Genomic DNA, 15,326 nt, shown 5'->3' with positions numbered 1-15,326 from the left:
GCGGCTACACCGAGGTCGGCTCGTCCAGGTCGTCGTGGTGGATCCGGTCGGCCAGGCTGCCCAACGGCTCTCCGGTGCCGCCCCACTGCTCGGCGATGATCTCCGCGGCGATGGACACGGCCGTCTCTTCCGGGGTTCGGGAGCCGAGATCCAGCCCGATGGGGCTGTGCAACCTTGCCAGCTCCGCCTCGCCCACACCTGCCTCGCGGAGCCGGGTCAGTCGGTCCTCGTGAGTGCGCCGAGACCCCATCGCACCGATGTAGGCGAACGGGCCGCTGGTCAGGGCCACCTTGAGGAGCGGCACGTCGAATTTCGGGTCGTGGGTGAGCACGCAGACGACGGTGCGCTCATCCACGAGCCCGGCCGCGACCTGCTCGGCCAGGTAGCGGTGCGGCCAGCCGACGATGACCTCGTCGGCCTCCGGGAACCGGGCCGGCGTGGCGAAGACCTCGCGGGCATCGCAGACGGTGACACGGTAGCCGAGGAAGGAAGCCAGCCGGGCCAGGGCGGCCGCGAAATCGATGGCGCCGAACACCAGCATCCGTGGGCGCGGGGCGTAGCTGTTGACGAAGACCCGCATGCCCTCACCGCGTCGTTCACCGTCGGGACCGTAGGTGAGGGTGCTGTTGCGTCCGGCGGCCAGCAGCCCGCGAGCATCGTCGCCGATGGCCCGGTTCGCCCGTTCGGAGCCCAGATCGCCGTCGAAGCCGTGCGGCCGGATGATCAGGTGTCGGCCCAGACGGCCGGGATCGGGGTGCGCGATCACGGTCGCGACCCCTACCGGAGCCGATCCGGTGATGTCCTGCTCCACAGCGGCCAGCTCCGCGAAGCTCACCTGGCTGACTGGCTCGACGAAGACGTCGAGGATGCCGCCGCAAGTCAGACCAACGGAGAAGGCGTCGTCGTCGCTGATGCCGTAGCGCACCAGCACCGGCCGCCCATCCTCGATCACCTGGATCGCGAGGTCGTAGACGGCACTTTCGACACAGCCGCCGGAGACCGAGCCGACCACCTCCCCGTCGGCGGTGACCAGCATCGACGCGCCGGCCGGCCGGGGGGCGGACTGGAAGGTGCGCACGACGGTGGCCAGGCCGGCAATGCCGCCGGCCTGCCATCCCGTCAGCAGCGGGTTCAGAACCTCACGCACAGGTGGTGACCCTTCCGGTTTCGCTCATCCGGGTCTTCCGACCGCCGGCGCGGCGGCCGATCCAATAGGCGACAAACGCCACCGCTGCGATCACGCCGAGTAGCCTGGGCAGGCTGCTGAGCTGATCCATCACGATGCCCTTGGCCAGATCGAGGGCGTTCAGGCTGGTCTCCGCGGGCGGCTGCGGCGCCCGGGAGGTAGGCGCCGTCGTGAGGGGCCGGGCCGGCGGTGCGGCGGGCGGAGCCGTCGCGGTTCCCGTCCCACTGACCGTCTCGGCGGTCTGCCCGGTCGTGGCCCCGGCAGCAGGCACCGCCGGTTCCGGAGCCGGACCCGTGACCATGGCCTGCAGGTTCTCGGCGAAGAGGACCATCATCTGGTCCGTGACGCTGCCGATGATGCTGCGCCCCATCGCGGCCACCTTGCCGGAAAGCGCTACCTCGGCACTGACCGTGCCCTGGGTCTCGCCCTCCGCCTCGACAAGGGTGAGGGTGGCCGTGCCCTGACCGCGCCCCTCGATCACGGCGCGGTGCGCGGTCGCATCTCGTTCGAGAACGGTCATCTGACCTCTGTACTGAATGGTCACCGGACCCAATTTCACTTTCATTCCGACCTGATAGGCGTCATCCGAAAGCTTGTTCAGCACCTGTGCCCCCGGAACGCAGCCGGCGACACGTTCGAAGTCCATCAGAGTCTTCCACACCTCGTCGATCGGTGCGACGACGGAGAACGTGCTGTTGATGTCCATCAACGGGTCCTCGTATTCTCGTATGGGTCCGAACGGTCGGCGCGAATCGCCGCCGCCACTTCTGCCAGGGCCGCATAGCTGTGCCCGCTGACGAACGCGTCGACAAAGGACAACGCGGCCGCCATGCCTCCCACCACCGGCTGGTAGTTTAAAACGATCTTCCTGGGGTTGACCCAGATGATGCGGTAGGCCAGGCGCCGCAGGCGGGCCATCTGGGTGTGCACCCATTCCGGGTCGTCCAGCGCCCACCCATCCGAGATGATCACGACGACGGCCCCGCGGGCGAGGCTACGTCGACCCCAGGCATCCGTGAAATGGCGGATGCTTTTTGCCAGCCTGGTGCCGCCTGCCCAGTCCTGGGTGCTGGCGGCAGCCCGTGCCAGAGCTTGGTCCGGGTCGCGCACCGCGAGCTGACGGGTCAGCCGGGTTAATCCGGTCGAGAAGATGAAGGCTTCGGCCTCGGCCTCCGCGATTGCACCCTGCAGGAGCGACAGGAAAACCCGCGTGTACGCCTCCATCGACCCGGACACATTGCACAGCAGGATCAAACGGCGCAGTCGCGTGCGCCGGCGCCGGTAGATCAGGCGCACCGGTTCCCCGCCGCTGTGCTGCGCCGCCCTAACCGTGCGGCGCAGGTCCAGCCTCGGGGCGCTCCGGGAGCTCTTCCGGGTGCGGCTGCTGACGCGTTCCGGCGTGGCGAGGGCGATCCGGCGCACCAGGCGACGCATCTGGGCGACCTCGTCCGGAGCCAGGACCGGCGGCTGGGGCAGCGGCGCCTGGTCCGCCGCGATCGCGCAGCACAAAGTCCAGTTCGAAGAGCTTGTTGATGTCGATCAGCCACTCGGGTCTGGCCAGACGGAGCTCCATCATCGGCTGACGACTGTGCCCGCCCGCGATGACCCGGGACTCCGGACCATGGCGCTCGAGTCAGGTGATCGCATCGTCGACCGTGCTGGCGCGCACATAGTCGAAGGAAGCTGGAATCTGCACAGTGGCCTCCACTTCGAAAAGGTGCCCGGCGGCAGCGATAGGCACGGAACTGTGTCACATAGCGCTCCGGGGCCGCCGGGTTGTCAACGCGAATCGGGACGCCTCCGGGCCGCCGGGGAGTCGGCCGCCGGGAGCGACCGTCCCGCAGCGGAGAACGTCGAGGGTTCAGTGGCGGTCCCGCAACGGGAAAGGCCCCGGCGACGAATCGCCGGGGCCTCATGCACTGTCTCAACCAGCGCCCGTCCGTTCACAGCAGAACCATGACCGGAAGTCTGTACTCAGTATACAGGCACGGTGATCGGTGCCGGGGGATGGTCAGGTTCGGGTCGGCGGCCGGAGTCGTCCCCGGGCCCGAGGGCCCCGGAGCGCAGCCCCAGCTCGTGTTCGGCGACGGTGCGCACGAGACCGCGCAGCCGCTGTGCATGGCCGTAGCGCACGATGGCGTGCGCGTTCAGCCCGTCGATGATCGCCAAAAGCTGCCAGGCGACGGCGTCCGGGTCGATCGCCCGAAATTCGCCGCGCGCGCAGCCGGTGTGCAGCAGGACGGCCAGGAACGCCTGCCAGGCGTCCATCTGAACGCCCACCTCCACGGCGAGCGCAGGGTGGCGTCGGCCGAGGCTCCAGGCGTCGAGCCAGACCGCGGTCACGGTGCTGCGTTCGGGTCCGAGCAGAGTGTCGATCAGCGTCTGCAGGGCCGCCACGGCTGTCTCGCAGGGCGCCAGCTCCTCCGCCACCTCGCCGATCTCGGCGGCCACGATCGCCCCGAAAGTGGAAGCCACCAGGGAGTCCATGCTCGGTTGGTAGTGACTGACCAGGGCCGGGGTCACCCCGATCCGGGAGGCGACCGCACGCAGTGTGAGGGCCGACAAGCCTTCGTCAAGGGCGATCTCCCGGGCGGCGCGGGCGATTTCCGCCGCCCGCTCGATCGGTGCTTTGCGCCGCGATGCGCTCGGATCGGTTGACATGAAACCTGAGTCTATATATCTTTAGCCAACGGTTATTGATCAAGTGATCAATAATTCCGCAGGGAGGTCTCGTCATGCTCGTGATCAACGCGCCCGGCATCGCCGAACCGCTGACCCGCACGTCGGGCGAGGCCCGGCCGCCGCTCCGGGTCGGGCTCGTGCAGCACCGCTGGCACGTCGACGAAAACACGCTGCGCGCGGAGCTGGCCGAGGGCATCCGTCTGGCCTCCGATCAGGGTGCCCGCGTCGCCTTCCTGCCCGAGCTGACGCTGCGCAAATACCCCGGCAACTCACGGGCACAGGGTGTGCCGAAGCTGACGGCCGAGGACCTGCTGACCGGACCGACCTTCGCCTTCGCGGCTGAGCAGGCCAAATTGCACGGCGTCGTCGTGCACGCCTCCGTCTACGAGAGACCGGACGCAGAGGATGCACCGGAGGACCCGCGTGGTTACAACACGGCCATCCTGGTCTCGCCGACCGGTCGGCTGCTCGGTCGCACGCGCAAACTGCACATCCCGGTCACCGAGGGCTACTACGAGGACACCTGGTTCCGACCGGGCCCAGCCGAGGACGCGTATCCCGTCTATGCGCCGGAGGAACTGGGCGGTGCCCGGATCGGGCTGCCCACCTGCTGGGACGAATGGTTCCCCGAGGTGTCGCGGCTGTACGGCCTCGGCGGCGCCCAGCTGCTGGTCTACCCCACGGCGATCGGCTCGGAGCCCGGCTTCCCCACGTTCGACACCCAACCGCTCTGGCGGCAGGTGATCGTGGCCAACGGGATCACCAGCGGCCTCTTCATGGTGGTGCCCAATCGTCACGGCGACGAGGGCGACCTGACCTTTTACGGCTCCTCTTTCATCTCTGACCCCTACGGTCGTGTGCTCGTGCAGGCTCCCCGTGACGAGTCCGCGGTGCTGGTTGCCGACCTCGACCTGGCACAACGGGAGGAGTGGCTCACGCTGTTTCCCTTCCTGGCCACCCGACGGCCGGACAGCTATGCGGGGCTGACCACGCCGGTCGACCCGGCTCATCCGTTCGGTGCGATGGTGACGTCGGGGGAGTCGTGACCTGGCTGATGCCGGCGGAGACCGCGCCGCAGGACCGGGTCTGGATGGCATTCCCGGTGGACGGCTACACGCTCGGCACGGATGCGTATTCCGCCGACGAGGCGCGCGGCACCTGGACCGCGGTTGCCCACGCGGTCCTCGAATTCGAACCCGTCACCATGGTCGTCGACCCGGCCGAGGTGGCGACCGCTCGGCGGTACCTCTCCGCGGAGATCGAAATCATCGAGGCACCACTTGATGACGCCTGGATGCGCGACATCGGCCCGTCCTTCGTGCTGGGTGATGACGGGCAGCTGGGGGCGGTGGACTGGGCATTCAACGGTTGGGGTGCCCAGGATTGGGCGCGCTGGGGCAAAGACATGGAGGTAGGCAGGCTCGTCACCGCCGCCTCTGGCGCGAGTGCGATCTCCTCGGTGCTCGTGAACGAGGGCGGCGGCATTCACGTCGACGGCGCGGGCACGGTGCTGGCCACGCAGACCGTTCAACTGGATCCGGGCCGGAACCCCTACGTCGACCGGGCGAGGATAGAGGCCGAGTTCGCCCGTACCCTCGGCGCCACCCGCCTGGTCTGGCTGCCGCGCGGCCTGAGCCGGGACCAGCAGCGCTACGGAACCCGCGGCCACGTCGATATGGTGGCCGCCCTCCCGTCGCCCGGAACGGTGTTGATACACGCGCAGAACGACCCGGCCCACCCGGACTATGCCGTGACCAGGCAGCTCCGCGCCGTTCTCGCCGAGGAGACGGATGCGGCGGGCCGGCCGTTCACCATCGTCGACCTGCCGGCACCGGCCGCACTCACGGACGAGGACGGCTTCGTGGACTACAACTACGTCAACCACCTCGTCGTCAACGGCGGCGTGATCGCCTGCGGCTTCGGCGAGGAACGGGCCGACCAGGTCGCCCGGGAGATCCTGGCCGCGGCGTATCCGGGCCGAACGGTCGTGTCGGTCGAGGCGCGGCCGTTGTTCGCGCGCGGCGGCGGCATCCACTGCATCACCCAGCAGCAGCCATCGGCCGGGTAGTACGCCGCGCCACGCTTGCTGCCGCAAGGTGAACGTTCAGGGGACTGTGGCACAATTGACAGGTTGGCCGCCGGGAATTCGGCTAGTCGGCGCCACCGAGACGCCGCATGCAGCACGATCTGAATCGAGTCAGTTTGAAGTTCATCGTTGGGGAAACCCTCGTCTATCCGCACCACGGTGCGGTCACCCTTACCGAGCTCTCCACCATAACGCTGAAGGGCGTCGCCCAGCCGGCGATGACGCTGCGCGTGCATTCGTCGCAGCTCACAATCCAACTTCCCATCGCGAATGCGGGGCTTGTTGGAGTGCGTGACGTCATCGATGCCGCTGGGCTGGAAGAGGTCTACAAGGTTCTACGCGAGCCGTTCACGGAGGAAGCAACGAACTGGAGCCGCCGGTTCAAAGCGAATCAAGAGAAGATGGCGAGTGACAGCGTGACGCGCGTCGCCGAAGTCGTCCGGGACCTGTGGCGCCGCGAACAGGACGGCGGCGTGTCCGCCGGTGAGAAGCGGATGCTCGCCAAGTCCCGTCAACTCCTCGAGTCTGAGCTGGCGCTGGCGCTCGGCACATCGCCGGAAGACACCGTCCTGGCTTTGGACGAGGTTCTCTCCGGAGCCCTCACCGAAGCGGTCTAGGCCGGCGCGGCGGTTCGACGCCCAAGCGATCCACCGACACGACGAAGTGTCGGATGCCTTCCACGAGTGGGTGCTCGGGCCGTCGATGATCTACCTCCGCCCGTGCTTTCCGCGACCCGGTACATCCCTGACGAGGTGCAGGAGAACTAATACCGGCTCCTGGCCGAGAAATTGCGGCCGAAGCCCGTCGACCGACTCCTCGAAGTCGGATGCGGCTGCGGCTGCGGCGCTTGGCCTGCCTGAGGGGAACAAGCGGTTCGCGCGGTCATGGATGGCTCTCCGAATGTGTCTTCCGCCCGTTGTCCAGATAGCCACCGAGGAGTATCCTCCGCAAAGGTGGGGCGGGACGCTGGCTCACCCGATGCCAGGCGGGTCGTCCCTTGTTGAGAGGATTACTCATGAAACGCATGGTACTGGGGTGCGTTGTCGCACTCGGACTTGTTTTCGTCGGCGCCACTTCGGCTCAGGCTGGCGAGACCAGTGGCAATGGCAGTCCGGTCCCGGGCGCAACGAACGCGAGTTCGGCGTGCGCCTATTCGGGCCGGGACCTCCCCGATGCTGAGGAAAACCAGCCGCCCCAATTCAACGACGACTTCGTCACGGACGGGCGCGTGCAGAGCTACGGGCGGTTCGTCAGCCACGGCTTCAAGGATCTGGTGCCCAGCCCGGGCGAAGCCTGCCGCGGCAACGTGACGTTTGAGGAATAGGCTGCCAAGCCGCGACCTCGGGCAACTGCGAGCACAGCCCCTACGATCTTCCCTTGGTCGCTGACCTCTGGCCGCGACGCGGCCGGTCAGAGGGCCATCATGATCGTGACGGCTTCGCGGTTGCCCCGTCACGGTTGGCGACGGGGATGCGTCGGAGTTCACCGTGCGGTCGAAGACCCTCCGGGATCGACGGTCCCGTCGAGGATCGCCGGCATGAGGTGTGCGATCCAGGCGCGCACGGGAGAGGAGCCGATGATCGGTTGACAGTAGGTGGCACCAACCAGTTCTTCAGTGGCGATCGCCTGCGGGGAAAGCGGGCGGCGCCGAGCATGTCGGCGGTGAGGCTGCCGCCGGCGGACCTCCGATACGGGGTGATGGCGAGGAGACTGCGTTCCGGCCGGAGAAACGTTCGACCATAAAAAAATAGGCCGCGCAACCGGTATCGATTGTCGCGACCTATTTCCACATGACGAGTCGGAATGATCCGAATCTAATTTCTGTGCCCGAGGGGGGACTTGAACCCCCACGCCCATAAGGGCACTAGCACCTCAAGCTAGCGCGTCTGCCATTCCGCCACCCGGGCCGAGTGTTCCAGCGGCCGTTCCCGGCCGCCGAATATGTAATCTAGCACGGATTTCGAGGCCCTCCAGCCGCGCCCACCGTCGCCCGCCGGCGGCGAGGCCCGGTAGCGTGACACGCATGCTTTCCTTTGCTGACAACACGCCGGCCGACGCTGCACTGGACCTCACGGCCACGATCGCTCGCGACCTCATCCGTTTCGACACGACCAACTATGGCGAGGGCCGTTCGAACGGCGAAACGGATGCCGCCGAGTACGTCGAGGCGAACCTGCGGTCTCTCGGCCTCGCCCCGCAGCTGTTCGATTCAGAACCGGGCCGCACGAGTGTCGTCGTGCGCGTTCCGGGTCGTGACAGCAGCCGCGGGGCGCTGGTGGTCCACGGCCACCTCGACGTCGTTCCCGCTGACCCGGAGGCCTGGTCGGTGGACCCGTTCGCCGGCGTGATCAAGGACGGCCTCCTGTGGGGCCGCGGAGCCGTTGACATGAAGAACATGGACGCCATGATGCTCGCGTCGCTCCAAAACATCCTCGGCTCCGGCCAGGAACCGGCCCGTGAACTGATCGTGGCGTTCTTCGCCGACGAGGAGGCCGGGGGAGTGCTCGGCTCACACTACCTCGTCGACACCCGTCCGGAGCTCTTCAAGGGCGCCACCGAGGCCATCAGCGAGGTCGGGGGCTACTCGATCACGCTCGGCGGTCAGCGTGCCTACCTGCTCCAGACGGGCGAGAAGGCGCTGATCTGGATCAAGCTTGTGGCGCGGGGCGAGGCGGCCCACGGGTCCCGGCTGATCCGTAGCAACGCCGTGACCCGGCTCGCCGAGGCTGTCGCCAAGGTCGGACGACGCGAGTGGCCGATCCGTCTGACCGAGACCACCACCCAGCTGTTGGCGGAGCTGGCACGGGTGCTCGACGTCGACCCCCAACGTGTTGGTCCCGACGAGCTGGCCCTCGCCACTGGCACGGCATCGGGCTTCATCCAAGCGAGCCTGCGCACCACGACCAATCCCACCGTTCTGCACGCCGGGTACAAGCACAACGTCATCCCGGACCGGGCCGAGGCGCTCATCGACATCCGCACCCTGCCCGGCGACGAGGATTCCGTACTCGCCGAAGTGGCCGCGCTGGTCGGCCCCGACATCGAGATCGTGATCATGCACCGCGACATCGGTCTCGAAACAGAATTCGGCGGGCCCCTCGTCGACGCGGTCGTCGAGACCCTTGGCCGACACGATCCGGGCGCTCCGGTGCTGCCCTACCTGCTCTCCGCCGGCACGGACAACAAGGCCCTCAGCACCCTCGGGATCAAGGGTTACGGTTTTGCCCCGCTCAAGCTCCCCGCCGACCTCGATTTCCCGGCGATGTTCCACGGGGTCGACGAACGGGTGCCTCTCGACGCGTTAGTGTTTGGCAGGCAGGTCCTGACCGACCTGCTCTCGAACTACTGAACAGCAAAAGGGCATTTCGTGAACTTCATCGACGCACTCATCCTGGGACTCGTGCAGGGACTTACCGAATTCCTCCCGGTCTCCTCCAGCGCCCACATCCGTATCGTCGGGGAATTCCTAGGAACCGGAGGTGACCCGGGAGCCCGCTTCACCGCGATCATCCAGATCGGTACCGAGGCTGCCGTGGTGATCTACTTCTGGCGCGATATCGTGCGCATCATCGGGCAGTGGTCCAAGTCCCTCGTCGGCAAGGTTCCGCGCGCCGACCCGGACGCGCGGATGGGCTGGCTGATCATCCTCGGATCGCTGCCCATCGTGGCGCTCGGCCTGCTCTTCCAGGACCAGATCGAGTCCTCGCTCCGCAACCTGTGGATTACCGCCAGCGTGCTGATCGGCTTCGGCCTCCTGCTCGGCATCGCCGACTACGTCGGGGCCAATCGCCGCCGGCTGGGCGACCTCACCGTGCCCCATGGCATCGTCTATGGCTTCGCCCAAGCCCTCGCGTTGATCCCCGGCGTATCCCGCTCGGGAGGCACGATCACCGCCGGCCTGTTCATGGGGTACGAGCGCGCCGCCGCCGCCCGCTACGCTTTCCTGCTCGCCATCCCGGCCGTTCTCGGCAGCGGGCTGTTCCAGGTGTACAAATCGATCGTCAAGCCGTGCCTGGAGGGTGCGACAAACTGCACCCCGGAGATTTTCGGCCCGTGGGACACCCTGGCGGCCACGGTCATCGGCTTCGTCGTCGCCCTGTTCGTGATCAAGTTCTTCATGAGCTATATCTCCAGACGTAGCTTCCTGCCGTTCGTGATCTACCGCATCGTGCTCGGCCTCGTGCTGATCGGCCTGCTGGTGACGAACACCATCCCCGCCTAGTTAGGCTGGGAGGATGCGTGCCTGGCGACGACCCGAAATTCCGCAACTCCCCGGTCAGTCCGGCGCACCCTGGCTGCACGATACCGCCACCGCGGCCCTGATCGAGGCCAAACCCACTGACGTCGCCCGGCTGTACGTGTGTGGGATCACCCCCTACGACGCCACGCACCTCGGCCATGCGGCCACCTACCTGGCCTTCGACACTCTGCAGCGGGTCTGGCTGGACGGCGGCTATCGGGTGCACTACGCCCAGAACGTGACGGATGTCGACGACCCGCTCCTCGAGCGAGCGGCCGCCACCGGCGTCGACTGGGCGGTTCTCGCCGAGTCGCAGGTGAACCTCTTCCGCACCGACATGGAGGCACTGGGGATCATCCCGCCGAACGACTATGTCGCCGTCACCGAGGTCATCGACGAGATTGCGGATGCCGTGGCCCAGCTCTGGGATGCCGGCCTCGCGTACCCGGTCCCCGTGGACGCGGCCGCCGCAGGCGCGCCCGAGCCGACGGAGGCCGCCGGTTCCGACATCTACTTCGACATTGAGGCCGCGCAGCGCGCGACCTCGTGGACGCTCGGCGACGAGAGCAATCTCGACTCCGAGGCCATGCTCACCCTGTTCTCCGAACGCGGGGGAGACCCGGCCCGTCCCGGCAAGCGGGACGTCCTCGACCCGCTGCTCTGGCGCTCGGCCCGCCCCGGGGAACCGTCCTGGGCGTCGCGCGTCGGCGCCGGCCGTCCGGGCTGGCACATTGAGTGTTCGGTCATCGCACTGAAGGAACTCGGCACGGACTTCACGGTGCAGGGCGGCGGCAGCGATCTGATCTTCCCGCACCACGACATGAGTGCGGGGCACGCGGCAGCCCTATCCGGGCATCCGCTGGCCGGCGTCTACAGCCACACCGGCATGGTGGCCTATCAGGGCGAGAAGATGAGCAAGTCGCTCGGAAATCTGGTGCTCGTGTCCAAACTGCGCACCGCGGGAACCGACCCGCGAGCAATCCGCCTGGCCCTGCTCGACCAGCACTACCGCGCCGATTGGGAGTGGACGAACGCGCACCTTCGGGCGGCGGTGGCCCGCCTCGCGACCTGGACCGCGGCCTTCGGGACAGCGGGCACGGCCGGAACCCTCGACACGCACGCGGTCATCGAACGGCTGCGGGCCGCCCTCGCCGCCGACCTCGACACCCCGAGCGCGCTGGCGGTCGTGGATGCCGCCGCAGCCGACTCCGACAGAGTCGACGATCCGGCACTGCTGGCCCGCGCGGTCGACGCGCTGCTCGGCGTGGCTCTTTAGGGCTGGCGGGGCGAGTCGGTCGGCGGGCGCCCCTCGCCGGGGCCGTCCCGGCCATCGCCGCGCTTGCGCAGGTATTTCTCGAATTCCTGGGCGATCGCTTCGCCGCTGGCCTCCGGGGAATCGACCGTGTCGCGAGCCTGTTCGAGCTGCCCGATATAGGCCGCCATCTCGTCGTCCTCGGCCGCCAGCGTGTCGATGCCGCTTTGCCATTCATCGGCCTCGCTCACCAGGTCGCCGCGCGGGATGACGACATCGATGATCTCCTCAAGCTTGTCGATCAGTGCCAGCATCGCCTTCGGCGACGGCGCATTGTGCACGTAGTGGGGGACGGACGCCCAGATCGACAGGGTCGGAATGCCGACCTCCTCCGCGGCGATCGCGAGCACGCTCAGGATGCCGACGGGGCCTTCGTAGGTGCTGCGCTCAACCTGAAGTTCGGCCCGTACCTGCGGGTTGTCGCTGGAGACGAAGATGGAGATAGGCCGGGTGTGAGGAACGTCGGCCAGCATCGCCCCGAGGAAGACGATGCCGCCGACATCCGCGGCGAGGGCGGCGTCGAGAATCTCTGCGGCGAATCCCTTCCAGCTGCGGGACGGTTCCGTTCCAAGGAGCAGATAGATGTTTCCGGCGTTCGTGCCGCTGACGCGCAGCTGGGCGTCGTCGGCCAGGGGAGCCCCGGCCTCGGCGGGGGTCGTCGGTCCGTAGAGCACCGCACCCGGCCACTCCAGTTTGCGCCGGCCGTCTTCCCCGCCGGCCGAAATGGTGGGCCGGTTGAACTGATAGTCGAAGTAGATCTCTGGGTCGATCTCCGCGACCGGGGAGACATCCAGCAGATCCTTCAGGGTGCCCACGGCGCCGGTCGCCGCGTCGCCGGCGTCGTTCCAACCCTCGAACGCCACCACCAGGAGGCGACCGTTGAGGAACCCATTAGCCTCTGTCACTGTCCGAAACCTCTTTCGACGGGGTGCCCCGCACGGCGCACCATCCATCAAGGATAGGCGGTGCCCCCTACACTTGAACTCCGTGAACGCGATCCGAATCAATTCCCCCCTGCCTGCGGCCGTGCTCTGGGACATGGACGGCACCATCGTGGACTCCGAGCCGTACTGGATGCGGGCCGAGACGGAACTGGTCGAGTCCTTCGGCGGCGTCTGGTCGCACAGCGACGCCATGCTGCTGGTCGGCTCCGGCCTCGAGGGTTCCGCGGTCATCCTGCAGGATCGGGGCGTCGATCTGGCCGGCGACGCCATCGTGCACCGGCTCACCAGCCGTGTCCAGGAACTCCTGAGAACCTGCGGTGCCCCGTGGCGGCCCGGCGCGCTCGAGCTGCTCGCCGAGCTCAAGACCGCCGGCGTCCCCATGGCGCTGGTCACCATGTCACAGCAGCGGATGGCACGACAGATCGCCGAACTTGTCGGATTCACCGCCTTCGACACCATTATCGCCGGCGATATGGTCACGAACAGCAAGCCGCATCCAGAGGCGTACCTGACGGCTGCCGGGCTGCTCGGCGTCGACCCCGAGCACTGCATCGCGGTCGAGGACTCCATTCCGGGCATCGCGGCCGCCGTGGCATCCGGGGCCGTCGTCGTCGGCGTCCCGCACATGGTCTCCCTGCCCGAGAGTGCGCACTACGAGCTCTGGCCGACCCTCGCCGGTCGCACTCTGCACGGTTTCACCTCGCTGTACACCGCCCGTCGCGGATCCCTCGGCCACAAGCCGGCCCCGACCGACCCACACTGACCCGAGAGCAAGGACGTAACGCACGCATGAGCGACAATCAGGTCATCCAAAACAGTGGACCCTTCCGGATCGGCGACCGGGTACAGCTGACCGGACCCAAGAACAAACTGAACACGATCACCCTGGAACCAGGCAAGGTCTTCCACACCCACCGGGGAATCCTGGCGCACAATGACGTCATCGGTGTCCCGGACGGCTCGGTCGTCACGAACAACGTCGGCGTGGAGCACCTCGCCTTGCGGCCGTTGCTGAACGACTTCGTGATGTCGATGCCGCGAGGCGCTGCCATCATCTATCCCAAGGACGCCGCCCAGATCATCGCGCAGGCCGATATCTTCCCGGGGGCGACTGTGGTGGAGGCCGGCGTCGGTTCCGGCGCCCTGTCGCTCTGGCTGCTGCGCGCCATCGGCCCCGCCGGGAGGCTGGCCTCATTCGAACGCCGCAGCGAGTTCGCGGATGTCGCCCGTGACAATATCGCGACCTTTCTCGGGTCTGATCCCGCCAACTGGAGCATCACGCTCGGCGACCTCGCCGATACCCTCCCCGACACGATGCCGGCCCAGAGCGTGGACCGGGTCGTGCTCGACATGCTCGCGCCCTGGGAGTGCCTGGGCTCTGTTTCGGACGCGCTCAAGCCAGGCGGAGTGCTGCTCTGCTACGTGGCCACGGTGACCCAACTCTCGCGGGTGGCCGAGGCCATTCGTGCGACCGCTTTATACACGAACCCGGACTCGAACGAGACCATGGTTCGCGGGTGGCACGTCGAGGGTCTCGCCGTGCGGCCCGATCACCGGATGATCGGGCACACGGGTTTCCTGATCACGGCCCGCCGTCTCGCCCCCGACACGATTCTTCCCGAATTGAAGCGCCGTCCGTCGAAGACCGACTTCTCTGATGCCGATGTGGAGGCCTGGACGCCGGGCGCCCTCGGCGAACGCAGTGTCAGCTCGAAGGTCATGCGCAAGCGCGTGCGGATGGCCGAGACAGGCGCGGCCATCTCGAAGGCTCGCGGGCTCGACGCGGGCGAACCCGACGACCTCGCACCCAACGCCCGTTAGGATTGTTTCGGCCTGTCATCCGGCCCCGAATTTGCCCCTGTCCCGCACAATCACCTGCCCCACACTGAAATGAGATCCCGTGCGTAGAGCTCCTGCACTCATCGCTTCCGCTGGCCTGCTGGTCGCGGTCCTCACCGGCTGCAGCACCCCCGTCGACGCCGCAGACTGCCAGGCGCCGGTCACGAAGGGGGCAGCGTCGAAGCTCGTGTCGGTGTCGGGCGAATTCGGCTCCGCGCCGACGGTGGACTTCCCGACCCCGTTGAAGACGGACTCCACCCAGGCCAGTGAGATCATCGCCGGCACGGGTGCCGGTCTCGTCCCGGATCAGCTGGTCAAGCTCGACCTCAGCCTCTACAACGGTACGACGGGTGCGTTGATCAGCGCGGGCGAGTACGACGGGGTCAACCAGGCCAGCATCGTCCTGGACGACGAACAGTCGCTCCCGGGCCTGGCGATGGGCCTGGAGTGCGCCCAGGTCGGATCCCGGCTGGCTCTCATCGTCTCCCCGGACGACGGGCTCGGTCCGGCCGGCGGAGACCCCAACAGTGGCATCGGCGCCGACGACTCGCTGGTCTTCGTGATCGACGTCGTGCGAGCCAACCTGCTCCGGGCCAACGGCGCCAACCAGTCGGTCGCGAGCGGGCTTCCGTCCGTTGTCCTTGCGACTGATGGAACCCCCGGCCTCACCATTCCGTCGAGTGAGCCGCCGACCGAGCTGCAGATCGGCGTCCTCAAGAAGGGCGATGGCGAGCAGGTCGCGGAAGGCGACACTGCGACCCTGCACTACACGGGCGTGCTCTGGAACGAGAACACGGTCTTCGATTCCAGCTGGCAGACCGGGAAACCGGCCGAGTTCCTGATCGTGGACGGTTCGAAGACCGAGGGCGGGCTGATCCCCGGGTTCGCCCAGGCCATCATCGGGCAGACTGTCGGTTCGCAGGTCATCGCCGTCATCCCGGCCGATCAGGCTTATGGTGATGAGGCCTCGCAAAAGATCCCCGCAGGCTCAACGCTCGTGTTCGTCGTCGATATCCTCGGCGTGAACTAAGTCTCGG

The 15,326-nt window shown here is 67.5% G+C and carries 15 protein-coding genes and 1 tRNA gene; 10 read left to right on the top strand and 6 right to left on the bottom strand.

The features are described from left to right. Positions 1–4 precede the first annotated feature (4 nt). The 4 genes from CXY79_RS12805 to CXY79_RS12785 all read right to left on the bottom strand — a co-directional run bounded on the left by CXY79_RS12805 (position 5) and on the right by CXY79_RS12785 (position 3,847). Positions 5–1,147, bottom strand: coding sequence for an XdhC family protein (locus tag CXY79_RS12805; RefSeq protein WP_104102121.1), 1,143 nt, complete (start codon positions 1,145–1,147; stop codon positions 5–7). Continuing rightward, positions 1,140–1,892: an SRPBCC family protein gene (locus CXY79_RS12800; RefSeq protein WP_104102119.1), complete on the bottom strand. Its 753-nt coding sequence runs from the start codon at positions 1,890–1,892 to the stop codon at positions 1,140–1,142. The genes CXY79_RS12805 and CXY79_RS12800 overlap by 8 nt, the downstream gene beginning before the upstream one ends. Further along, positions 1,892–2,695 (bottom strand): VWA domain-containing protein, encoded by an 804-nt coding sequence (locus CXY79_RS12795; RefSeq protein WP_233191464.1) that lies wholly within the window; start codon positions 2,693–2,695, stop codon positions 1,892–1,894. Before CXY79_RS12795 ends, CXY79_RS12800 begins: the two co-directional genes overlap by 1 nt. Before the next feature lie 465 nt (positions 2,696–3,160). Then, positions 3,161–3,847 carry a TetR/AcrR family transcriptional regulator gene (locus tag CXY79_RS12785; RefSeq protein WP_104102113.1) on the bottom strand — a complete coding sequence of 229 codons (687 nt, stop codon included), beginning with the start codon at positions 3,845–3,847 and terminating at the stop codon, positions 3,161–3,163. Positions 3,848–3,921: 74 nt separating this feature from the next. Here CXY79_RS12785 and CXY79_RS12780 point away from each other — a divergent pair, with 74 nt between their 5' ends. The 4 genes from CXY79_RS12780 to CXY79_RS12765 all read left to right on the top strand — a co-directional run bounded on the left by CXY79_RS12780 (position 3,922) and on the right by CXY79_RS12765 (position 7,278). Further along, positions 3,922–4,914 (top strand): nitrilase-related carbon-nitrogen hydrolase, encoded by a 993-nt coding sequence (locus CXY79_RS12780; protein ID WP_104102110.1) that lies wholly within the window; start codon positions 3,922–3,924, stop codon positions 4,912–4,914. Next, positions 4,911–5,936 carry an agmatine/peptidylarginine deiminase gene (locus CXY79_RS12775; protein ID WP_104102107.1) on the top strand — a complete coding sequence of 342 codons (1,026 nt, stop codon included), beginning with the start codon at positions 4,911–4,913 and terminating at the stop codon, positions 5,934–5,936. Before CXY79_RS12780 ends, CXY79_RS12775 begins: the two co-directional genes overlap by 4 nt. Positions 5,937–6,070: 134 nt before the next feature. Further along, positions 6,071–6,571 (top strand): CarD family transcriptional regulator, encoded by a 501-nt coding sequence (locus CXY79_RS12770; protein WP_104102105.1) that lies wholly within the window; start codon positions 6,071–6,073, stop codon positions 6,569–6,571. A gap of 398 nt (positions 6,572–6,969) precedes the next feature. Next, positions 6,970–7,278, top strand: coding sequence for a hypothetical protein (locus CXY79_RS12765; RefSeq protein ID WP_104102102.1), 309 nt, complete (start codon positions 6,970–6,972; stop codon positions 7,276–7,278). A 500-nt stretch (positions 7,279–7,778) separates the two neighbouring features. On the opposite strand, the gene CXY79_RS12760 is transcribed toward CXY79_RS12765, so the two are convergent. Then, positions 7,779–7,861: transfer RNA gene (locus tag CXY79_RS12760), tRNA-Leu, on the bottom strand. A gap of 116 nt (positions 7,862–7,977) precedes the next feature. Here CXY79_RS12760 and CXY79_RS12755 point away from each other — a divergent pair. From CXY79_RS12755 to mshC, 3 genes are read left to right on the top strand one after another with little or no spacing between them, the layout of a single operon-like run. After that, complete coding sequence (locus CXY79_RS12755; RefSeq protein ID WP_104102100.1) at positions 7,978–9,303, top strand: M20/M25/M40 family metallo-hydrolase; 1,326 nt, start codon at positions 7,978–7,980, stop codon at positions 9,301–9,303. Positions 9,304–9,321: 18 nt separating this feature from the next. Beyond that, entirely contained in the window at positions 9,322–10,176 is an 855-nt protein-coding gene (locus tag CXY79_RS12750; RefSeq protein ID WP_104102097.1) for an undecaprenyl-diphosphate phosphatase, read from the top strand. 13 nt (positions 10,177–10,189) lie between these two features. After that, on the top strand, positions 10,190–11,470 hold the full coding sequence (mshC, locus tag CXY79_RS12745) for a cysteine--1-D-myo-inosityl 2-amino-2-deoxy-alpha-D-glucopyranoside ligase (protein WP_104102095.1): 1,281 nt from the start codon (positions 10,190–10,192) through the stop codon (positions 11,468–11,470). On the opposite strand, the gene CXY79_RS12740 is transcribed toward mshC, so the two are convergent. After that, positions 11,467–12,411: a proteasome assembly chaperone family protein gene (locus tag CXY79_RS12740; RefSeq protein WP_233191463.1), complete on the bottom strand. Its 945-nt coding sequence runs from the start codon at positions 12,409–12,411 to the stop codon at positions 11,467–11,469. The two genes, mshC and CXY79_RS12740, sit on opposite strands and share 4 nt — an antisense overlap. A gap of 97 nt (positions 12,412–12,508) precedes the next feature. Here CXY79_RS12740 and CXY79_RS12735 point away from each other — a divergent pair, with 97 nt between their 5' ends. The 3 genes from CXY79_RS12735 to CXY79_RS12725 all read left to right on the top strand — a co-directional run bounded on the left by CXY79_RS12735 (position 12,509) and on the right by CXY79_RS12725 (position 15,319). Then, a complete protein-coding gene (locus CXY79_RS12735; RefSeq protein ID WP_369827984.1) occupies positions 12,509–13,213 on the top strand; it encodes an HAD family hydrolase in 705 nt (234 codons plus the stop codon). A gap of 26 nt (positions 13,214–13,239) precedes the next feature. Continuing rightward, the gene (locus CXY79_RS12730; protein ID WP_104102090.1) at positions 13,240–14,271 is read left to right on the top strand and encodes a tRNA (adenine-N1)-methyltransferase; all 1,032 of its coding nucleotides are present in this window, start codon (positions 13,240–13,242) and stop codon (positions 14,269–14,271) included. A gap of 79 nt (positions 14,272–14,350) precedes the next feature. Beyond that, a complete protein-coding gene (locus CXY79_RS12725) occupies positions 14,351–15,319 on the top strand; it encodes an FKBP-type peptidyl-prolyl cis-trans isomerase (RefSeq protein ID WP_104102087.1) in 969 nt (322 codons plus the stop codon). Positions 15,320–15,326: the final 7 nt, after the last annotated feature.

The organism is Cryobacterium sp. M96, assembly GCF_002929845.1.
GTDB lineage: Bacteria > Actinomycetota > Actinomycetes > Actinomycetales > Microbacteriaceae > Cryobacterium > Cryobacterium sandaracinum.
The sequence above is the reverse complement of the archived record's forward strand: the minus strand, read 5'-3'. Positions and strand labels throughout refer to the sequence as shown.